The 20,333-nt window shown below is 68.5% G+C and carries 21 protein-coding genes; 11 read left to right on the top strand and 10 right to left on the bottom strand.

The features are described from left to right. Positions 1-12 precede the first annotated feature (12 nt). The 4 genes from VYI76_RS13730 to VYI76_RS13715 are packed head-to-tail and all read right to left on the bottom strand — an operon-like array spanning position 13 to position 5,400. The gene (locus tag VYI76_RS13730) at positions 13-1,077 is read right to left on the bottom strand and encodes a copper resistance protein B (protein WP_326525360.1); all 1,065 of its coding nucleotides are present in this window, start codon (positions 1,075-1,077) and stop codon (positions 13-15) included. Further along, positions 1,074-2,828 carry a copper resistance system multicopper oxidase gene (locus tag VYI76_RS13725; protein WP_326525359.1) on the bottom strand — a complete coding sequence of 585 codons (1,755 nt, stop codon included), beginning with the start codon at positions 2,826-2,828 and terminating at the stop codon, positions 1,074-1,076. Before VYI76_RS13725 ends, VYI76_RS13730 begins: the two co-directional genes overlap by 4 nt. Continuing rightward, positions 2,825-3,487 carry an MBL fold metallo-hydrolase gene (locus VYI76_RS13720; protein WP_326525358.1) on the bottom strand — a complete coding sequence of 221 codons (663 nt, stop codon included), beginning with the start codon at positions 3,485-3,487 and terminating at the stop codon, positions 2,825-2,827. The genes VYI76_RS13725 and VYI76_RS13720 overlap by 4 nt, the downstream gene beginning before the upstream one ends. After that, positions 3,484-5,400, bottom strand: coding sequence for a S9 family peptidase (locus tag VYI76_RS13715; RefSeq protein ID WP_326525357.1), 1,917 nt, complete (start codon positions 5,398-5,400; stop codon positions 3,484-3,486). Before VYI76_RS13715 ends, VYI76_RS13720 begins: the two co-directional genes overlap by 4 nt. Positions 5,401-5,499: 99 nt before the next feature. Between VYI76_RS13715 and VYI76_RS13710 the strand changes: the two genes are divergently transcribed. The 5 genes from VYI76_RS13710 (at position 5,500) to VYI76_RS13690 (ending at position 8,775) form a co-directional block, all read left to right on the top strand. Continuing rightward, positions 5,500-5,754: a hypothetical protein gene (locus VYI76_RS13710; RefSeq protein ID WP_326525356.1), complete on the top strand. Its 255-nt coding sequence runs from the start codon at positions 5,500-5,502 to the stop codon at positions 5,752-5,754. Positions 5,755-5,866: 112 nt separating this feature from the next. Beyond that, on the top strand, positions 5,867-7,066 hold the full coding sequence (locus VYI76_RS13705) for a pyridoxal phosphate-dependent aminotransferase (protein ID WP_326525355.1): 1,200 nt from the start codon (positions 5,867-5,869) through the stop codon (positions 7,064-7,066). A 147-nt stretch (positions 7,067-7,213) separates the two neighbouring features. Further along, positions 7,214-7,372: a hypothetical protein gene (locus tag VYI76_RS13700; protein ID WP_326525354.1), complete on the top strand. Its 159-nt coding sequence runs from the start codon at positions 7,214-7,216 to the stop codon at positions 7,370-7,372. A 52-nt stretch (positions 7,373-7,424) separates the two neighbouring features. Continuing rightward, positions 7,425-8,078, top strand: a complete 654-nt coding sequence (gene msrA / locus VYI76_RS13695) for a peptide-methionine (S)-S-oxide reductase MsrA (RefSeq protein ID WP_326525725.1) — start codon at positions 7,425-7,427, stop codon at positions 8,076-8,078. A 106-nt stretch (positions 8,079-8,184) separates the two neighbouring features. Next, positions 8,185-8,775 carry an alpha/beta hydrolase gene (locus VYI76_RS13690; protein ID WP_326525353.1) on the top strand — a complete coding sequence of 197 codons (591 nt, stop codon included), beginning with the start codon at positions 8,185-8,187 and terminating at the stop codon, positions 8,773-8,775. A 20-nt stretch (positions 8,776-8,795) separates the two neighbouring features. Here VYI76_RS13690 and VYI76_RS13685 read toward each other — a convergent pair whose 3' ends face one another. The 3 genes from VYI76_RS13685 to VYI76_RS13675 form a co-directional block, all read right to left on the bottom strand. Beyond that, positions 8,796-9,239 carry a PH domain-containing protein gene (locus tag VYI76_RS13685; protein ID WP_326525352.1) on the bottom strand — a complete coding sequence of 148 codons (444 nt, stop codon included), beginning with the start codon at positions 9,237-9,239 and terminating at the stop codon, positions 8,796-8,798. 520 nt (positions 9,240-9,759) lie between these two features. Next, positions 9,760-10,800 (bottom strand): GGDEF domain-containing protein, encoded by a 1,041-nt coding sequence (locus VYI76_RS13680; RefSeq protein WP_326525351.1) that lies wholly within the window; start codon positions 10,798-10,800, stop codon positions 9,760-9,762. A 98-nt stretch (positions 10,801-10,898) separates the two neighbouring features. Continuing rightward, positions 10,899-11,447 (bottom strand): peroxiredoxin, encoded by a 549-nt coding sequence (locus tag VYI76_RS13675; RefSeq protein ID WP_326525724.1) that lies wholly within the window; start codon positions 11,445-11,447, stop codon positions 10,899-10,901. Between the two features lie 71 nt (positions 11,448-11,518). Between VYI76_RS13675 and hisN the strand changes: the two genes are divergently transcribed. Then, positions 11,519-12,301: a histidinol-phosphatase gene (hisN, locus tag VYI76_RS13670; protein ID WP_326525350.1), complete on the top strand. Its 783-nt coding sequence runs from the start codon at positions 11,519-11,521 to the stop codon at positions 12,299-12,301. Between the two features lie 90 nt (positions 12,302-12,391). Here hisN and ctaD read toward each other — a convergent pair whose 3' ends face one another. Together ctaD and coxB are read right to left on the bottom strand one after the other, a co-directional pair. Beyond that, positions 12,392-14,059, bottom strand: a complete 1,668-nt coding sequence (gene ctaD, locus VYI76_RS13665; RefSeq protein WP_326525349.1) for a cytochrome c oxidase subunit I — start codon at positions 14,057-14,059, stop codon at positions 12,392-12,394. Between the two features lie 3 nt (positions 14,060-14,062). Further along, complete coding sequence (gene coxB, locus VYI76_RS13660) at positions 14,063-15,220, bottom strand: cytochrome c oxidase subunit II (protein ID WP_326525348.1); 1,158 nt, start codon at positions 15,218-15,220, stop codon at positions 14,063-14,065. Positions 15,221-15,399: 179 nt separating this feature from the next. Between coxB and pyrE the strand changes: the two genes are divergently transcribed. The 5 genes from pyrE to VYI76_RS13635 all read left to right on the top strand — a co-directional run bounded on the left by pyrE (position 15,400) and on the right by VYI76_RS13635 (position 19,248). Then, complete coding sequence (gene pyrE, locus VYI76_RS13655) at positions 15,400-15,978, top strand: orotate phosphoribosyltransferase (RefSeq protein ID WP_326525347.1); 579 nt, start codon at positions 15,400-15,402, stop codon at positions 15,976-15,978. Then, positions 15,978-16,706, top strand: a complete 729-nt coding sequence (locus VYI76_RS13650; RefSeq protein WP_326525346.1) for a pyridoxine 5'-phosphate synthase — start codon at positions 15,978-15,980, stop codon at positions 16,704-16,706. The genes pyrE and VYI76_RS13650 overlap by 1 nt, the downstream gene beginning before the upstream one ends. 154 nt (positions 16,707-16,860) lie before the next feature. Next, positions 16,861-17,268, top strand: coding sequence for a holo-ACP synthase (gene acpS, locus VYI76_RS13645; RefSeq protein WP_326525723.1), 408 nt, complete (start codon positions 16,861-16,863; stop codon positions 17,266-17,268). Continuing rightward, positions 17,261-18,124, top strand: a complete 864-nt coding sequence (gene lepB / locus VYI76_RS13640; protein ID WP_326525345.1) for a signal peptidase I — start codon at positions 17,261-17,263, stop codon at positions 18,122-18,124. Before acpS ends, lepB begins: the two co-directional genes overlap by 8 nt. Next, positions 18,121-19,248, top strand: coding sequence for an AI-2E family transporter (locus tag VYI76_RS13635; RefSeq protein WP_443018966.1), 1,128 nt, complete (start codon positions 18,121-18,123; stop codon positions 19,246-19,248). Before lepB ends, VYI76_RS13635 begins: the two co-directional genes overlap by 4 nt. On the opposite strand, the gene VYI76_RS13630 is transcribed toward VYI76_RS13635, so the two are convergent. Next, on the bottom strand, positions 19,209-20,279 hold the full coding sequence (locus VYI76_RS13630; RefSeq protein WP_326525344.1) for a glycosyltransferase: 1,071 nt from the start codon (positions 20,277-20,279) through the stop codon (positions 19,209-19,211). The two genes, VYI76_RS13635 and VYI76_RS13630, sit on opposite strands and share 40 nt — an antisense overlap. Between the last annotated feature and the right edge of the window lie 54 nt (positions 20,280-20,333).

Here is a 20,333-nt window from a genome sequence, read left to right as displayed (position 1 = left end):
CCGGCTCCTGGATCAAAACCAGAAGCGCACGCCGGCGACGAAGCTGGCGCTGCCGATATCGTCGCCGGCCGATCGGGCGTACCGTGCGGTCCGGCCCAGCTTTCGCTCCCACGCCAGGCCGACATAGGGTGCGAATTCGCGAGTGATTTCGTACCGCAGGCGTAGCCCGGCCTCCACCTTCGTCAGGCCCGCACCGACGCCGATCGCCGGGCTGTCCTGCGCGGCCAGCGCGATTTCGGCGCGCGGCTGGAGGATCAGCGCCTGGGTTATGCGCTGGTCGTAATGCGTCTCGATCTTCGCCGATACTTCGCCCTTGTGCGACAGGAAGGCTACCGCCTCGACCTCGATCCAATAGGGCGCCAGGCCTTCGACGCCGACAACGAGGTGGGTGCGCGACGGGCCGCGAGCGATGTCCTGACGGATACCGGCCTGCAGGTCGAAATAGGGGTCGATCGCGCGCGACCACAGCAGCTGGACGTCAGCATAGGCACCACCGCCGAAGCTGCCTTCGCCTTCGGATTTCGCGACGATCCGGTTCAGATCGCCGCCATACCAGAATTCACCGTCCCAGGCGTAGCCGTCGCGCCCGTCGTGGATTCTCGCTTCTGCGCGGTCGACGATCAATTGCGCGAAACTCTGGCCGCCGTGGTGATGCGCCAGATGCCCGCGCGATGCCGCCATCGCCGCCGCGCCCCACACGCGATCGGCATAGGTCGCCGGCACCGCCGGCGGCGCGGGCGCATCGCCGACCGGCAGTGCGGTGCCCGACGGGCCGGCCGGCATCGCATGCCCGGCGTGGGCATCCACTGCCGCCTGGGGCATCACGTGGCCGGCGTGCGGATCGGCCGCGGGCGCAGCGGGCATGACGTGCCCCGCATGCGGATCGGGCGCCGCGCCGGGCATTGCATGTCCTGCATGCGGGTTCGCCGTCCGCGCCGCCGGTGCGCGGCGCGGCGCGGCGGGCCGGGGCTTCGGCTTCGCCTTGGGTGCGGGCTTCGCCGCCGGCCTGGGCGCCGGTGCATGATGGCCGTGGTGCGCCTGTGCGACGGCAAGCATCATCGCGAGGCCGACGATCATGCCGTGCCCCTGGGCCGCACGGTCACCACCTGCATCATGCCCGCGTGCATGTGGTAGAGCATGTGGCAGTGGAAGGCCCAGTCGCCGACCGCGTCGGCGGTGAAATCGAAGGTCGCGGTGCCGCCCGGCTGGACGTTCAGGGTATGTTTGCGCGGCGCATGGTCGCCGTGGCCCGTCACCAGTTCGAAGAAATGGCCGTGCAGGTGGATCGGATGGGTCATCATCGTGTCGTTGACCAGCGTCACCCGCACGCGCTCGCCTTCCGTGAACGGGATCGGCGCCGTAACCTCGTTCAGCTTCACCCCGTCGAACGCCCACATGTAACGTTCCATGTTGCCGGTCAGGTGGATGCGCATCGCCCGCCCCGGCGCGCGGACGTCGGGATTGCGCTCCAGCGCCACCAGGTCGCGATAGGTCAGCACGCGGTGGCCGACGTCGTCTAACCCCTGCCCCGGATCGCCCATCCGGTCGGCGGGCATCGGCGAGATCGTCTGGACGGTCGGCGTCTTCGCCACGCCCGGCGCGACCGCGAAGTCGCGCATCGAATGATCCATCGCCGCTGCCGGTTGCGACGTCGCGGCCGGCAAAGGGCTGCAATGCCCCATCGCGGCATGTTCGGGCGGACAGGCGGCGGCCGGCGCGGCGGCGTGTCCCATCGCAACGTGATCCATGCCGCCCATGCCCATGTCGCGCATCGTCGCCAGCGGGCGCTTGCGCAAGGGCGGGACGTCGGCGCGCATCCCCATACCCGGCGCCAGCGTCGCGCGTGCCATCCCCGACCGATCGACGCTCTCGCCGACCAGCGTATAGGCGCGGTCCTCCGCCGGGGTCACGATCAGGTCGTAGGTTTCCGCCACCGCGATCTGCAGTTCGTCCACCGTCACCGGCCGCACGTTCAGCCCGTCCGCCTGCACCACCGTCAGCGGCAGGCCGGGGATGCGCAAGTTGAAGGTCGTCATGGCGGAGGCGTTCACGACGCGCAGCCGGACCCGCTCGCCGGGCGAAAACATCGCGGTCCAGTTGTCCTCGGGTCCATGCCCATTGACGAGGTAGGTATAGGCCGCGCCGGTCACGTCGGCGATGTCTGTGGGGTCCATCCGCATCGCGCCCCAGGCCAGCCGTTCCTTCGCCGACTGCCCCTCTCCGCGCAGCTGGTCGGCGAGCGTCTGTTTCCGGCGGTTGAAATAGCCGCCCATCATCTTGAGGTTGCGATAGATGGCGTGGGGATGCAGCCGGCTGAAGTCGGACAGCACGATCACGTGCTCGCGGTCGTAGCCGACCGGATCGGCGCCCGCGGGGTCGATCACGATCGGGCCGTAATGGCCCATCTGCTCCTGCAACCCCGAATGGCTGTGATACCAGTAGGTGCCGGCCTGGACGATCGGGAATTCGTAAGCGAAGGTGCTGCGCGGCGCGATGCCGGGGAAGCTGACGCCCGGCACGCCGTCCATCTGAAACGGCAGCAGCAGCCCGTGCCAGTGGATCGAGCTGTCCTCGTCCAGCTCGTTGCGCACGTTGAGCCGGACCTTCGTGCCCTCGCGCAGCCGGATCAGCGGCCCCGGCACCGTGCCGTTGATGCCGATCGCATGGCTCTCGCGCCCGTCGACCGTCAGCATCTGGTGCGCGATGCGCAGGTCGATGTCGGTTCCCGAAACGCTGGGCACGCCCTGCGTCCCGCTCCGCGCCCACGCCGGCAGCCATCCGACCGCGGCGAGCAGCCCGGCGCCCGCCAGGACCTCGCGCCGCTTCACCTTCCGGCCAGTGCCGCGTCGCCGACAAACGGGTTGTGCGCGCGCTCGCGCCCGAAGCTGGACACGCCGCCATGGCCCGGCAGGAAGACGGTATCATCGCCCAGCGGCCAAAGTTTCGTGACGATCGCCTCGATCAGCGCGTCAGGGTCGCTCATCGGAAAGTCGGTGCGCCCGACCGAGCCCTGGAAGATCACGTCGCCAACCACCGCCAGCCTGGAGGGCGGATGGTGGAACACGACATGGCCCGGCGTGTGGCCCGGACAGAGATAGACGTCGAGTGTCAGGTCGCCGACGGTCACCTGTTCGCCGTCGTCGAGCCAGCGATCGGGTTCGAACGCCTCGCCCCGCAGGCCCCATTTCCGGCAATCATCCTCCAGCCGCGCGAGCCAGTAGCGATCGGCCTCGTGCGGGCCTTCGATCGGCACGCCCAGGCGTTTCGCAAGCGTTCCCGCCTCGCCGCAATGATCGGCATGGCCGTGGGTGACGAGGATCTTTTCGACCGTCACCCCAGCCTGGGCGATCGCCGCCTCGATCTTTGGCAGGTCGCCACCCGGATCGATCACCGCCGCGCGGCTGGTCGCGGTGCACCACAGCAAAGTGCAGTTCTGCTGGAGCGGCGTGACCGGGATGATCGTCGCCTTGAGCGGGGCCTCGGTCATTTCGGCGGCTGTCCCAACAGGTTCGCCTGCCAGAAATAGAGCGTCGCGTAATTCTGATAGTCGCGGTTTTCCTTCTTGGCGAAGCCGTGGCCCTCGTCGGCGGCCAGGATGTGCCAGGCTGTGCCGCCGTTCGCGCGGACGGCCTTGACGACCTGATCGGCCTCGCTCGCGGGCACGCGCGGATCGTTGGCGCCGGTCACCACCATCAGCGGGATGCGCAGTTCGTTCACCCGCGTCATCGGCGAGATCTCGATCAGCTTGGCCCGCTGTTTGGGATCGCGCTCGTCGCCATATTCGACACGGCGCAGGTCGCGGCGATAGCTCTGCGTGTTCTCCAGGAAGGTCACGAAGCTGGAGATCGCGACGATGCAGTTCGCGCCCTTCAGCCGCGCGCCGTAACGGATCGCGCTGGCGTAGCACATATACCCGCCATAGCTGCCGCCCTGCACGCCGATCTTCGCCGAGTCTATCGTGCCGTCCTTGGCGAAATGATCGAGGAAGGCGCCGATATCCTTCACCGAATCCTCTCGCTTGAAGGGTCCGTTGTCGAGGCTGACGAAGCGCTTGCCATAGCCGGTCGAGCCGCGGACGTTGGGGTAGAAGATCGCGATGCCCAGTTCGTTGAGCATATAGTTGGCGGAACCGCGATAGGACGGGAAGCTCTGTCCCTCCGGCCCGCCGTGGATATCGAACAACAACGGGCGCTTGCCGGGGAACTTCGCCGGGTCGGGCCGGAACAGGAATCCCGACACCTCCTCGCCGTCGAAGCTCCTGACCGTCACCAGCTCGGCATCGACGTTCTTCCTGGGGTCCAAACCGCCCGTCTCGCTCGCGGTCCACTGCGTCACCTTCATCGTCGCGGGATCGAGCACGAAGGCGTCACCCGACACGCGCGGGCTGCTGAAGCCGAACGCCACCGCGCCCCACGGTGCGATTTCCAGCCCGCCGGCGACGCCCGCCGGGAGTTCTGCGGTGCGCACCGCGCGCGTCTTCGTATCGAGCAGCTTGAGGCGGCTGCGCCCCGCCTCGTTGACCAGATAGGCAATGAAGCTGCCGTCATCGGCGATGCGGAAGGCATCGACATCCCATTTCGCCTCGGGTGCGACGGCGGTGAACTTGCCGTCCTTAAGGATGCCGAGCCGCTGGAAGTCCGACCCCTCGTCGCTCAGCACCCACAGCGTCCCGTCGGGGGCATATTCGGCATGCGCGTAGGACACTGCCGCCTTGAGGTCGCTGAGCGGGGTCATCCTGCCCGTCGCCAGATCTAGGTCGTAAAGGTCGCTCTTCTGGATCGAGGTATAGTTGCCGACCAGTCCGCGCTTGCCGTCGGGCGAGAAGCCGACGAGGCCCCAGCCGCCGCCCTTGACCTCGGCCACCATCCGGGCCGAGCCGGGGTTGCGCGGATCCATGACGTAGATGTCGTTGTCCGCGCCCGTCCGCTTGGTCGAGGTATAGCCGATCAGCGTGCCGTCGCGGGTGAAGCCGCCCAGGCTGTTGCGGCTCTTGCCGTCGGTCAGCAGGGTCAGCCGGCCGTCCTTCAGAGTAAAGAGCTGGAAGAACTCGCCCCCGCCGACATCCTTCTGCACAACGGACACGTCGCCCGACGGCGAATAGGTGAGCGAGCTCGTCCGGTCGGCCTCGAAGGTGATCTGGCGGCGATCCATCATCGGGCCGGTCACGCTGTGCAGCTGGTTCACATTGGCGAAGCGCGTGGTGATGATGAGCGACCTGTCGACCGGATTCCACGCGACCGGCGATGCGCCGCGGCTTTCCGAATAGGGGCGCAATGCCTCGGCGAGGCTGGCCGGCAGCGCGGGCACGCCGTCGGCGGTGATCGCGGCGGGCACCGGCAACTGGGCCGCGGCGGGCAGGGCGGTGGTGGCGAGGAAAGAGGCGGCGAGCAGCAAGCGCATGATTGTCCCCCGGAAAAGTCCTGGGGCTTGCCTAGCTTGACGGCGGGATGGCGGCAACGGGCTTGCCGTGAAGCGCAGGGCACGCCATGCCGGCCGCCGATGGACGATGCCGCGCCCCCCCGCCCCGCCGATCTGGTCGCGACGATGGCGTTCGATCCGATGATCGGCATCCTGGATATCGACGCGCATCTGGCAACGCTGAAGGATCGCGCGGAAGCGCTCGGCTATGCCTTCGACCGCCACGACGTGCGCAACGATCTGCAGGCGGCCACCTTCCGGCTGCGCGGCGCGGCGCAGGTCCGGCTGCTGCTGTCGCCCAGCGGCGCGATCGCGATCGAGGTGACGCCGGAATAGGCCTGCCGGCCCACATCGCAAGTTGGGCAAGCCGTAACAAATGTTGCGATTGCGAAACCGCCGCCTGCGGGTCTAAGGGCTGCGGCGTTCCCTCACAGCCGGACATCGTCTCATGCATCCCTCCGCCGCGCTCGGCCGCATCCAGCCTTCCGCCACGCTCGCGATGACGAGCCGTGTGTTCGAGTTGAAGCGCCAGGGGATCGACGTGATCGGGCTCGGCGCCGGCGAGCCCGATTTCGACACGCCCGATTTCGTCAAGGACGCCGCGATCGAGGCGATCCGTCAGGGCAAGACCAAATATACCAACGTCGATGGCACGCAGGAGTTGAAGCAGGCGATCGTCGACAAGTTCGCGCGCGACAACAACCTGACCTACACGACCGATCAGGTGACGGTAAACGTCGGCGGCAAGCACACGCTGTTCAACGCCTTCGTGGCGACGATCGACGCAGGTGACGAGGTGATCGTGCCGGCGCCCTATTGGGTCAGCTACCCCGATGTCGTGCAGTTCGCGGGCGGCACGCCGGTGTTCGTCGAGGCGGGTGTCGCGCAGGGCTACAAGCTGCGTCCCGAACAGCTCGAGGCGGCGATCACGCCGCGCACCAAGTGGGTGATCCTCAATTCGCCGTCGAATCCGACCGGCGCCGCCTACAGCGAGGACGAGCTGAAGGCGCTGGGCGAGGTGCTGATGCGCCATCCCCACGTCTGGGTGTTCGCCGACGACATGTACGAGCACATCACCTATGACGGCTTCCGTTTCCGTACGATCGCCGAGGTGTGCCCGGATCTCTATCCCCGCACGCTCACCGTCAACGGCTGTTCCAAGGCCTATGCGATGACCGGCTGGCGGATCGGTTTCGCGGCCGGCGCGCCGTGGCTCGTCAAGGCGATTGCCAAGCTCCAGTCGCAATCGACCAGCAACCCCTGCTCGATCGCGCAGGCGGCCGCCGTCGCGGCACTCAATGGCCCGCAGGATTTCCTGAAGGAACGCGCCGCCGCCTTCCAGTCGCGCCGCGATCTCGTCGTCTCGATGCTCAATCAGGCGACCGGCATCTCCTGCCCGCGGCCCGAGGGTGCCTTTTACGTCTACCCGGACGTGTCGGGCACGATCGGCAAGACCACGCCCAAGGGCAAGCTGATCGCGAGCGACGAGGATCTGATCGGCTATTTCCTCGACGACGCGCGCGTCGCGGCTGTGCACGGCGCCGCATTCGGGCTCTCCCCGGCGATGCGGATCAGCTACGCGACGTCGGAAGACGTGCTGACCGAGGCGTGCAGCCGCATCCAGGAAGCCTGCGCGGCGCTCCGCTAAAGGCTGGCCCGCAGATGAACGGCCCGATCATCGGCGGTTAAAGCCGCCGGTCGCATCGTCGTTCACATCGGGAAACGCAGCCTTTCCGATCTGACCAAGCTTGTCAGTGGCAACAATTTTCCGCGTGTGCGAAGGCATCCGCGCATCATGACCGGACCCAAGACCATGACGGCCAAGGCCAAGCCCAGTTTCCTCCGCCTGTTCCTGGGCGGCTTTGCGATCGGTGCGGTCGCGCTCGTTTCCGTGCAGGCCGTCAAGGCGGACGAAACCGCAGTCATCCCCGCCGCCTCCGCCGCCAGCCGCTGATCGCGCGAGCGGGGGCGCAATCGCCGACCCCGCACCCCATATCGTCGGCATGATGCCGAAGCCGATCCTTGCCCTGCCGCTCGCCGCCGTCGCCGCGCTGGCTTTCGTGGCGCCTGGTCATGCCGAGCGGGCCGTGGTGATCCCCGCCCCCGCCCAGGATGTGCGCGACCCCGCCAGCCCGCAGACCGCGGTGTTCGCCGGTGGATGCTTCTGGGGCGTCGAGGCGGTGTTCGAAGGAGTCAGGGGCGTGGCCTCGGTCACCAGCGGCTATGCGGGCGGCACCAAGGACACCGCGACCTATGCCCAGGTCTCGTCCGAACGCACCCGTCATGCGGAGGCGGTGCGCATCGTGTTCGATCCCCGCACCATCAGCTACGGCACGCTGCTGCGCATCTTCTTCTCGGTCGCGCATGACCCCACCCAGGTCGATGGCCAGTATCCCGACAGCGGTCCCAGCTATCGCTCGGCGATCTTCCCGCAGACGGCGGCGCAGCGCACGGTCGCCGCCGCCTATATCGTCCAGCTCGACCGAACCGGCCGGTTCGCGCGGCCGATCGCCACCCGGATCGAACATGGCCAATTCTACCCGGCGGAGGCGCAGCATCAGGATTTCGCCCGCCGCAATCCGTCGCACCCCTATATCGTCCGCTGGGATGCGCCAAAGGTCGCGGCATTTCGCGCCGCCTTCCCCACCCTCGCGCGCTGATCCGAAGCCGGGCTTTCGCGGCCCCAAGATTCTCTGTCGGCACCTGATGGCTGCCTGATGGGTTCGCCTGTGCGAGTATAGGGCGACGATCCTTGGGAGGCTGTCCATGTCCATCGCGATTGCCGGCGATCCCCGCCGCTTCTCGATCATCACGATCGCCGAGGGTAACGGCCGCGCTCCGGCATGGACCAGCCGGCTGCACTGGCCACGGCTGGGCGACGACCACCTCGCGCTGGAGGTTGAGGGGGCCGACGAGCGTGCGATCTGGGCCGCGCGGCTCGATGATGCGGTGCTGCGCGCCGACCGCGCGGTGCTGCTGGTGGCGGAGGGGCTTGGCTGTGTCGCGACGTCGTGGTGGGCGCGGCTGTCGCCCCGGCACTATGTCGATCGCGTCGCCGGCGCGGTGCTGATCGACCCGGCCGATGCTTCGGCGGATCGTCCCGGCGGTGCCCTGTTCGCGTCGCCCGACGTGCGCCTGCCGTTCGCGTCGGTGGTGCTCGACGGGCGCGGCGACGGTTCGGCCGATGCACTGGTCGCGTCATGGGGCAGCCAGCGGCTGGCGGGGACGCGTCAGCGCACGCGGGTGGAGACGCCCTGGCGCCAGGCGACTCGGCTGATCGGCCGGCTGACATCCGCGGTGGTGGAACGCGACGTGGCGCGCGCTCGTGCCCTGCGCGGACTGCGGCTTGTCGAGTGATTGGCTGACGCGCGGGGGCGTCAGATATCCTCGTGGATCATGTCGATCTCGCGCACGCCGCGCGCCTTGCGGGCGGCGTTGACCAGCGCGCGAAGCTGTTCGCGGCGATCGCGGGCGCGTTCGACATCGCGGATCTCCAGCGGGCCGGAGCGAGTGGTCTCGTCTGACGAGGTGATCGTGATGGTGCCGATATCGGCCCATTGATTGACCAGGCTGAAATCGATTCGCACGTCCTTGACGCGATAGAGCTCGATCTCGTCGATCGATTTTCTGATGATGCCGCGGTGCAGGATCAGCCGGTCGTCGGTCACCTCATAGGTGGTGGCTAGGTTGGCGATCCACTTGATCGCGATGATGATCAGGCCCACCCCGACAAGGCAGAGCAACAGGGTGGCCCAGCCGGCGAGCGTTCCGCGCAGCCAGCCCCAGGTCGAGGATCGGAAGCGGTCAATGGTCTGCGGCATGTATCGGCGCCCTCCCGGATGACGCGGAACTGTACGCACAGGCAGGGCCGGGCGGCAATCGTCCGCGTCGGGCGCCGCCGGGGGGTCAGGCGATGAAGCCCGGCCCCGGCGAGGAGCTGCCGATCACGAGCAGCACGGTGGCCGCGAACGACAGCGAGGCGATGGCGAAGGAGCGAAGCATTGGATTGACCCTTTTCGTGAGGCGCCGTGACCGGCGCGGCGCCCGTTCAGGCGACGACGACCGGCGACGAGGCGACGACGAGGACGGCGGTGAAGAACAGCGCGCCGACGAAGGCGAGGGCCGAGCGCTGGGCGTTTCCGAAGGTGGCGATCATGACGTATTTCCCTTTTCATTCTGGCGGCCGGATCGTCCGGCGCCGATGCAAAGGGAATTGCACGGGGCGTGCCAAATTCAGAAGTCACTGATATTATACAATATCTGCGAATAGTATCGGAAAATGCACCAACTGGATCAGGTGAATAATACCAATCCTTGGGTAAATACGTCGTCGATTGTGCCTCAGCCGACGCGGACGCAGTTCCGCCCGTCGCTCTTGGCTTTGTACAGCAGGGCATCGGCGCGCTGGAACACCCCGCGCGCGCTTTCACCCGACGCGGCCAGCGCCAGGCCGGCGGAGACGGTGACGGCGCCCAACGGGGCGTCGGTTTCCCGCAGCTTGTAGCGCTTGGCCTCGATCGCGCAGCGCGCGTTTTCGAGCATCGATCGCGCGGCGGCGCCGTCGAATCCGCTGAACAGCACGATGAACTCCTCACCGCCATAGCGCGCGACCAGATGGCCTTCGCACGTCCGCGCCAGCTCGGAACCGATCGCCTTCAGCACGCGATCGCCCACCGCATGGCCGAACCGGTCGTTGACCGACTTGAAGTGATCGACGTCGCAGACCGCCAGCCACAAGGTCTCGCCGGCAGCCGTCTTCGCGTCGAAAGCTTCCTCGAACGCACGGCGATTGGGCAGGTCGGTCAGCGGATCGCGGCGGGCGTTGTCGCGTGCCTCTTCCAGCTTCTCGCGCAACTCGGCCGTCTCGCGCGTCGCACGTTCGAGCTCGGTTTCCGCGACATGGACGCGCTCGACCATCGCCGCGGTGATCCGCGCGACTTCGTCGAGCGCATCGTCGGAAGCGCCGGCGTCGGCGCGACTGCGGCGGAGCGCGTCGGCCCCGGCGGCGAGATCGCGACCGAAGCCCTGGGTATGGGCACGCAGGCCCTGCACGACATCCTCGAAGCCTTCGACCTGCATCTGGGTCCGCGCGACCAGTGCTTCGGCGCCACCGCCCTGCTCACTATCCGCGGCGGACGTGCTCCCGGTCGAGACGTCGCAGCCCAGCGTCTCGATGTCCTTCAGCGTCAGTCGCACGCCGCCATCGGTAAGCCGCGCGACGGTCCGCGCCAGCGGTCCGTCGGGATGGTTTAGGATGGCGTGCGCGAAGGCGTAGTTGGCGGGATCCGGGTCGAGCCGCTGATCCTCCAGAAATTCCCCGATCCGGGCGAACAGGCGCCGCGATAAGGTGCCGGTCGAATCCGCTCGTGCCGCGCTCGCCATCGTCGATCCCCGTTCCAAAGTCGGCCCGCGCCCTTCGCGGTGCCGGTTTCGTTACGGGGGCGAAGCTAACCGCGATCCCCTAAAAATCGGTTTGCGACCTACCCACGGCGTAGCGCGCGAACGGCGTCGAGAGTGCTGGTGACATGGGCGTCGGGGCGCGGGTCGTCGTGGGCGTAGACGATGTGGCCGCCGCGATCGATGACGTAGCTGACCCGGCGTGTGGCATTGATCATCGCGCCCGAGGGCGTCTTGATCTGGCGGCCGAAGGCGACGTCATATCCCTTCACGACGCGCGGTCCGGCGCTGGCGACGGTGAACTTGCCGGCGCATTCCTGGGTCGAAAACTCGCGCAGCACCTCCACCGAATCGCCTGACATGCCCAGCACCGTCGCCCCGGCCGCGGCGAACTGCGGCACCGCGTCGGCAAAGGCCTTGGCCTCGGCATTGCAGCCCTTGGTGCCGGCGGCGGGGAAGAAATAGAGGACGACCGGCCCCTTGCGCAGCAGGCTGGCAAGGTTGACGTCGACGACCTTGCCGGCCAGCGCGCCGCGCGTGTGGAAGGTCGGCGCGCGGCTGCCCGGCGCGAGCGCCGCGGCGGCGGGGACGGCGACAAGGGCGACGGCGGCAACGGCGAGGAACGGGCGCATGGGCATGGCCTTTCGATGGAAAAACTGGGCTTAGCCTAGCCCCGGCCGGGCCGACGCGCTAGTCGCCGGCGATGCCCGTGTCCGCCGCCGATCTCGCGCTTGCCCATGCCCTCGCCGATGCGGCGGGTGCGGCGATCCGTCCCTATTTCCGCGCCGAGCACGGGCTGGAGATAAAGGCCGATGCCTCACCGGTAACCCTGGCCGACACTGCGGCGGAAGCCGCGATGCGCCGCCTGCTCGCCGCCGAGGCGCCGCGCGACGGCATCATCGGCGAGGAGGAGGGCGCGAGCGAGGGTGCAAGCGGGCGCCACTGGGTGCTCGATCCGATCGACGGCACCCGCGCGTTCATCGCCGGGCGGCCGATCTTCGGCACGCTGATCGCGCTGGTCGACGGCGGTTTTCCGGTGCTGGGGATCATCGACCAGCCGATCCTGAAGGAACGCTGGGTCGGCGTCGCCGGGCGCACGACCGAATTCAACGGCCGGCCGGCCGCGACCCGCCGCTGCCGGGCGCTGGCCGATGCCCTGCTCGCCACCACGTCCCCCGCACTGTTCGCCGACGACGAACTGCACGCCTTCGAACATCTCGACGCGGCGGTGCGATCGACCGTGCTGGGCGGCGACTGCTACAACTACGCCTGCCTCGCTTCCGGCCACCTCGATATCGTGGTCGAGAGCGGGCTCAAGCTTCATGATTTCGCCGCGCTGGTGCCGGTCGTGGAGGGAGCCGGCGGGGTGATGTGCGACTGGGCGGGCGATCCGCTCCACGCCGGCAGCAGAGGCGATGTGATCGCGGCAGGCGATGCCGCGCGGATCGAGGACATCCTCGAAGCGCTGGCCTGTCGCGGCCACTGAGCCGCGGCTTTCGGTTCCGCCGGACAGACAAACGCCCCGGCATCGCTGCCGGGGCGTGAGCATTTGGTGGTCAGCGAGGACGCGCCGCGGTCAGTCGACCTTCGGCAGCGTCTCGAACTGGTGGTACGGCGGCGGCGAACTGAGCGTCCACTCGAGCGTCGTTGCGCCTTCGCCCCAGGGATTGTCCGCCGCCTTCTTGCCCGCGAACAGCGACCAGAAGACGTTGACGAAGAAGATCACCATGCTGGCGGCCATGATCATATAGCCCCAGGTCGCGACCTCGTTGTAGTGCGCATAGGCGTCCGGATAGTCCGGATAGCGCCGCGGCATGCCCTGCAGGCCGAGGAAGTGCATCGGGAAGAACAGCACGTTCACGCCGATGAAGAACATCCAGAAGTGAAGCTGCCCCAGCGCCTCGCTCATCATTCGGCCCGACATCTTGGGGAACCAGTAGGTGAAGCCGGCAAACAGCGCGAACACCGCGCCCAGCGACAGCACATAGTGGAAGTGGGCAACGACATAATAGGTGTCGTGCATGTAATCGTCGACACCACCGTTCGCCAGGACGACGCCGGTCACGCCGCCAACGGTGAACATGAAGATGAAGCCGATCGCCCAGACCATCGGGGTCGGGAAGCGCAGCGAGCCGCCCCACATCGTCGCGATCCACGAGAAGATCTTGATGCCGGTCGGCACCGCGATGACCATCGTCGCCGCTGTGAAGTACATCTTGGTGTTCACCGAAAGGCCGGTGGTGAACATGTGGTGCGCCCAGACGACGAAGCCGACCACGCCGATCGCGACCATGGCATAGGCCATGCCGAGATAGCCGAACACCGGCTTGCGGCTGAACGTCGCGATGATCTGGCTGACGATGCCGAAGCCCGGCAGGATCATGATGTACACTTCGGGGTGACCGAAGAACCAGAACAGATGCTGGTACAGCACCGGGTTGCCGCCGCCGGCCGGGTCGAAGAACGTCGTCCCGAAGTTGCGGTCGGTCAGCAGCATGGTGATGGCGGCGGCCAGCACCGGCAGCGCGAGCAGCAGCAGGAAGGCGGTGACCAGCACCGACCACACGAACAACGGCATCTTGTGCAGCGTCATGCCCGGCGCGCGCATGTTGAAGATGGTGGTGATGAAGTTGATCGCGCCGAGGATCGACGATGCGCCCGCGAGGTGAAGCGACAGGATCGCCATGTCGACCGCCGGGCCGGGCTCGCCATAGGTGGAAAGCGGGGCATAGACCGTCCAGCCGGTGCCGGCGCCGCCGAAGAAGGGCGAGGCGAGCAGCAGGATGAACGCCGGCGTCAGCAGCCACAGGCTGATGTTGTTCATCCGCGGGAAAGCCATGTCCGGCGCGCCGATCATGATCGGCACGAACCAGTTGCCGAACCCGCCGATGATCGCCGGCATCACCATGAAGAACACCATGATGAGGCCGTGGGCGGTGATGAGCACGTTCCAGAAGTGGAGCGCGTCGTCGAACGTCGGGTTGGCGTGGCCCGGCATCATCGCCAGCCATTCGGGCAGATACTGGATGCCAGGATGCATCAGTTCGGCCCGCATCAGGCCGGAAATCGCGCCGCCGATCACGCCCGCCAGGATCGCGAAGATCAGGTAGAGCGTGCCGATGTCCTTGTGGTTCGTCGACAGGAACCAGCGGGCGAAGAAGCCGGGCTTGTGATCGGCATCATGGTGATGCGTGTCGTGACCGTGTGCGTCGAAGGCGGACGGGGAGAGCGCGGTATCGGTCATCGATCAGTTTCCGGCGTTGGCCGTGGCGGCCTGATTGGAGGTGGCGGGGGCTTCGGTCGCATTGACCAGCGCGCCCGAGGCGTTGCCGGGGACGGCGGCGGCGGCCGGCGTCGTGGTATCGTCGGCGGCGTCCGAGCCGGGCTGCGGCACGCCCGCGGCCGACGGCGTCGCCGCGCCGGGCATCGTGCCACCCTTGGCCGCGACCCATGCCGCGAACTGTTCGGGGCTCACCGCCTCCACCGCGATCGGCATATAGGCATGGCGCGCGCCGCAGAGTTCGGAGCACTGGCCGAAATACAGGCCCGGCTTCTCGATGGTGAAGGTCGTCTCGTTGATCCGGCCCGGCACCGCGTCCAGCTTGATCCAGAACGCCGGGATCGCCCAGCTGTGGATCACGTCGGCGGCCGTGGCCAGCAGTCGGATCGGCACCCCGACCGGCAGGACGACGCGGTTGTCGGCCGCCAGCAGGCGAGGGCCGTCGGCGTCGGTGCGGAAGCGGGTGCCGGAGGGTACCTCGTTCTTTTCCTTCAGCATGTTCGCGGTGATCGCGACGCCGCCGTGATCGGGATATTCGTAGGTCCAGTACCACTGGTTGCCGACCGCTTTCAGCGTCACGGCGCCGGCCGGGGCGGGCTTGTACTGCGCGGCGAGCAGGCGGATCGACGGGACGGCGATCGCCACCAGGATCAGCACCGGCACCAGCGTCCACACCACTTCGATGAAGGTGTTGTGGCTGGTCTTCGACGGCACGGGGTTGGCGGAGGCGCGATAGCGGAACACCACCCACAGCAGCAGGATCAGGACGAAGACCGAGATCGCCACGATCAGCGGCACCAGGATCGCGTCGTGGAACCAGCGCGCGGTCTCGCCCGTCTTGGTGACCTGGGTCTGGATGCCCAGCCACCGGTCGGACGGCTGGCCGACATGCTCGACGGGGCGCACCAGCGGCGTGCCGTCGGCGGCCAGCGTCGGATCGGCCGGAGTCGCGGCCGGTGCGGCGGCGAGCGCCGGTGCCGCCTCGGGCGCGGTGGCCGAGGGTGGCGTTGCCGGAACGGCGGCGGCGGACGCCGGGGCTGCGGTGGTCGCGGGGGCCGCGGCGAGCGCGGCCGTGCCGGCGAGCGCCAGCCCGGCGGCGGCGAGGATCGACTTCAGACCAGTCATGCGCATCTCGGTGAGCAAAGTCCCTGTTCGTGCGGGCGAGACAAGTACGCGCCGCGCGGCCCCTAAAAGCCCGTTGCAGCTGGCCTATACGCGGGGGATGCCCCAGTCTCAAGCCGGTCGAGCATCGCTTTTTCACCACCGTGTTGCAGCGGCGATCCGCCGACCCTATGCGAGGCGCCATGACCGAGGACCAGGTGCTCGACGAATTCCGCGCGGCCGAGGCGCTGCTGGAGGGCCATTTCATCCTGTCGTCGGGGCTCCGATCGCCCCGCTACCTGCAATGCGCCCGGGTGCTGATGGACCCACGCCGCGCCGCCCGGCTGGCCGAGGCGCTGGCGGCGACGCTGCCCGCCGCTTTGCGGATCGAGGCGGTGGTATCCCCCGCGATGGGCGGGGTGATCGCCGGGCACGAGATGGGCCGCGCACTGGGTGTGCCGGCGATGTTCGTCGAACGGCCGACCGGGGTGTTCGAGCTGCGCCGCGGCTTCGCCCTGACGCCGGGCACGCGCGTGCTGATGATGGAGGATGTCGTCACCACCGGGCTGTCGTCGCGAGAGGCGATGAAGGCGATCGCGGCGGCGGGGGGCGATGTGGTCGCGGCGGCGGCGCTGGTCGATCGCTCGAACGGCGCGGCGCGATTCGACGTGCCCTTCTACTCGCTGATCCGCCTCGATGTGCCGAGCTATGCCGCCGACGCGCTGCCGCCGGAACTCGCGGCCATCCCCGCGATCAAGCCCGGCAGCCGGGCGGCGGCGTGATGGGGGGGCATCTGCGCCTGGGGGTCAACATCGATCATGTCGCGACCGTGCGCAACGCGCGCGGCAGCGGCTATCCCGATCCGGTGCGCGCGGCGTTCCTGGCGGCGGAGGCGGGCGCCGACGGCATCACCGCGCACCTGCGCGAGGACCGGCGCCACATCACCGACGACGATATCGCGCGCCTTTCCGACGGACTGCCGATCCCGCTCAACCTGGAGATGGCGGCGACCGACGAGATGCTCGCCATCGCGCTGCGCCACCGCCCGCACGCCGCCTGCATCGTGCCCGAGAAGCGCGAGGAACGCACCACCGAGGGCGGGCTCGACGCCGCCGGCCAGCACAACCACCTGGCGCCGATGGTCCGTGCGCTGGGCGAGGCGCATGTGCGCGTCAGCCTGTTCATCGAACCCGATCCCGCGCAGATCGCGGCGGCGGTGCTCCTCGGCGCGCCGGTCGTCGAACTCCACACCGGCCGCTATGCCGAACTGTCGGGCGAGGCCCAGACGGAGGAGTTGCGCCGCATCGCCGACGCCGCCGCGCTCGCTGCCAAGAACGGAATCGAGGTCCACGCCGGCCACGGCCTCACCTTTGACAATGTCCAGCCGATTGCAGCCATCCCGCAGCTCGCCGAACTCAACATCGGCCATTTCCTGATCGGCGAGGCGATCTTCGACGGCCTTGCCCCTGTGGTCCGCCGGATGCGCGACCTGATGGATGCGGCGCGGTGAGGGGCTTCGCAATTCCTCCCCGAGCTTGTCTCGGGGAGGGGGACCATCGCGCAGCGATGGTGGAGGGGCTTGGGGAGTACGGCGCGTGCCGCGCCGCCCCTCCACCGCCTTCGGCGGTCCCCCTCCCCCAGCAAGCTGGGGGAGGAATTCCCCGATGATCATCGGCCTCGGCTCCGATCTCTGCAACATCGAACGTATCCAGGCGTCGCTCGACCGGTTCGGCGCGCGGTTCGAAGCGCGGGTGTTCACCGATGCCGAGCGGGCGCGGGCGGATCGGCGGCCGTTCACCAAGGCAGGGACGCTGGCCAAGCGCTTCGCCGCCAAGGAGGCATTCTCAAAGGCGGTCGGGACCGGGTTCAAACGCGGCGTCTTCATGAAGGACATCGGCGTGGTCAACGCGCCGTCCGGCGCGCCGACGCTGGCGCTGACCGGCGGCGCGAAGGCGAGGCTTGACGCCATGATCCCCGAGGGCCACCTCGCGAAGGTGCACCTGACCCTGACCGACGACCATCCCTGGGCGCAGGCCTTCGTCATCATTGAGGCGATCCCGAATCATGGCTGAGGAGGTCGCCGTCGAGCGTCCGGACGACACCGCGACCACCGCCAAGCCGCGCGGGACGGACTGGTGGGCCGAGGTAAAGGGGCTCGTCTGGCTGGTGCTCGCGGTGCTCGGCTTCCACAGCTTCGTCGCCAAGCCCTTCTACATCCCGTCCGAATCGATGATGCCCGGCCTGCTGGTCGGCGACCGGCTGGTCGTGACGAAGTTTCCCTATGGCTATTCGTTCGTCACCCCGACCTTTCACCTGATGCCGTTCGTGCGGGGGCGCCTGTTCGGATCGCTGCCCGAGCGTGGCGACGTGGTGATCGTGACGCCGCCGGGCACGCGCACCGACTATATCAAGCGGGTGATCGGCCTGCCGGGCGATCGCATCCAGGTGCGCGGCGGCGTCATCTGGCTCAACGGTCGCCCGGTGCCGCGCCGCGCGATGGGCGAGCGGCTGATCGCGGTCGATCCCAACAACCGCTGCAACGGGTTCGGCGACACGCTGGTGCCGGGCGGCGACGGGCGCGACCATTGCAGCCTGCCGATCTATCGCGAAACGCTGCCCGGTGGGCGATCCTATGACACGATCGACAGCGTAACGGGCTCGCCTGGCGACAATTTCGGTCCCTATGTCGTGCCCGCGAAGCACGTCTTTCTGATGGGCGACAATCGCGACAATTCGTCGGACAGCCGCTTTTCGGTGCAGGAACTGGGGCTGGGCGGCGCGGTGCCGTGGGAGAATATCGGCGGGCGCGCCGAATTCATCACCTTCTCGCTCGACGGATCAGCGACGCTCAATCCGCTCAGCTGGCCGCGCTCGTTCCGTTCGGGGCGCGCCGGCCTGTCGCTCCATCCGCAACGGGACGCGCAGTGACCGACACGGCCGATCCGGGCGACGTCTCGGTTCGCGACGGCAGCCAGCGCATCCCCGTCATCGACGGCGCCAGCCCCAACGAGGTCCGCGATCCCGCGACGCGCGAGGAAATCAAGCGCGCCGCGGTGTGGCTCGGCATGGCGTCCGGCCTCGCGCTGGTCGTTCTCCTGATCCAGCCGCTGCTCATCATCCTGGCGGGGCTGGTGTTCGCGGCGATGCTCGACGGCGGCGTCCGGCTGCTCGGGCGCGTGCTGCCGATCGGGCGCGGGTGGCGGCTCCTGATCGTCTGCCTGCTGACAGTCGCATTCCTGACCGGCACCTTCTACCTGACCGGCGTCCAGGTCGCCGAACAGGTCAACCAGCTGCGCGCGACGCTCGAATCGCAGGCGGTGCGCGTCACCAGCTGGGCGACCGCGCACGGGCTGATGCCGGCGGCGGACGATTTCACCGGCCTCGCGCAGCAGGCGATGAGCTCGGTCGGTCGGCTGACAAGCTGGGTCGGCACCGCGCTCGGCGCGCTCACCACGCTGTTCATGATCCTGGTGATCGGCCTGTTCGTCGCGATGGACCCGCGCGTCTACGAACGCGGGCTGCAATGGATGATTCCGCAGGCGCACCGCGAGGAATTCGCCGTCACGCTGCGGCGGATGGGCTTCACCCTGCGCCGGCTGCTCGCGGGGCGCATTCTGGGCATGGTGGCCGAAGGAATCCTCACCTGGCTGGCGCTGATGATGGGCGGGGTGCCGATGGCGCTGATCCTCGGCATCCTGACCGGCCTGCTCGCCTTCATCCCCAATATCGGCGCGTTCATCTCCGGCGTGCTGATGGTCGCGGTGGGCTTTTCCGCCGGCTTCGAGACCGGCATCTGGGCGATCGCCACCTATTTCATCGTCCAGACCTTCGACGGCTATGTGCTGATCCCGCTGGTCGCGAAGAAGACGGTCGACATGCCGCCCGCGCTGACGCTGGGCACGCAGATTCTGGCGAGCGCGCTGTTCGGCATCCTGGGGCTGGCGCTCGCCGATCCGATCACCGCGATGGTCAAGGCCGCGCTGGAGCGTCGCGGCGAACGCACCGCCGAAGATCAGGATGCGGCCGAAAGCACGTCGAACAGCGCCAGATAGTCCGCCGCCGGATCGCCGCCGGCGCTGACCGGGGCGGGGCGCGCGCGACCGGGCGCCAGCCAGTGATCGATCGCCGCCGCCAGCGCCGCCGCGTCGTCGCGCGGCACGATACTGCCCAGTGCCGGCGTCGTCACGATTTCGGGAATCGCGACACTCGAATCGGTCGTCACCACTGGTGTGCCGACCGACAGCGCCTCGCGCAGCACGCCCGGCACGCCTTCAAAGTCCGACGTCAGCACCAGCGCGGCGGCGCCGGCCATCACCGGCAGCGGATCGCCGGCATGGCCCGGCAGCAGCAGCCGTTGCGCGACGCCGACCCGTGCGGCGAGCGCCTCCAGCGTCGCGCGCTCCGGGCCTTCGCCCAGGATCACCAGCGGAATGTCGCGGTCGGCGATGGCGGCCAGCGCCACGATCGCGCGGTCCCAGCGCTTCTGCGCCGCCAGCCGCCCGACGCCGAGCAGGTAGCGACCGGTCGGAAGCGCGACCGGCAGGGCATCGGCGCGCGGCATCGCGGGCGGGTTGGCGATCACCGCGATTCGATCGGGCGGAAGGTGCAGGTGGCGCGCCGCTTCCGCCGCCATCGCCGCACTCATCGCCACCACGGCATCGCAGAAGCGTGGGTGCGCGCGCAGCCAGGCGCGATACACGGCGCGCGCGACCGGCCCGTGGTCGGCGCGATGGAGCGTATTGGACAGTTTCGCTATCGTCGGCGGACAGCGCCGGCCCAGCCTCAGCCGCGTCCATGCGGCGACGCCGGTGTAATGATTGCCGGGGCAGAAGACCGCGTCGGGCGCGCGGTCCTCGACGATCGCCGGGATCGCGCGGGCGAGCGCGCCATAGCCGCGATGCCCGAGGACGATCGTCTCTGCGCCGTCGGGCAGTTCGTCGGCCAACGGCCCGTCGGCGCAGCCGATCACGATCGTCACCCGCCGTCCGGCCGCGGCCCAGCGCGTCGCCAGCCGCAACATCGCGCGTTCGACCCCGCCGCCGTCGAGCGTCTGGGCGCAGGTGAGGATATGGCGGGCGGTCATCGCGGATATTTCCGTCATGAAATCGTCGCGTAATGCAACCATGGTTCGCCCCAA

Source organism: Sphingomonas sp., from assembly GCF_035910975.1.
GTDB lineage: Bacteria > Pseudomonadota > Alphaproteobacteria > Sphingomonadales > Sphingomonadaceae > Sphingomonas.
This window is presented reverse-complemented; position numbering and strand designations above follow the sequence as displayed.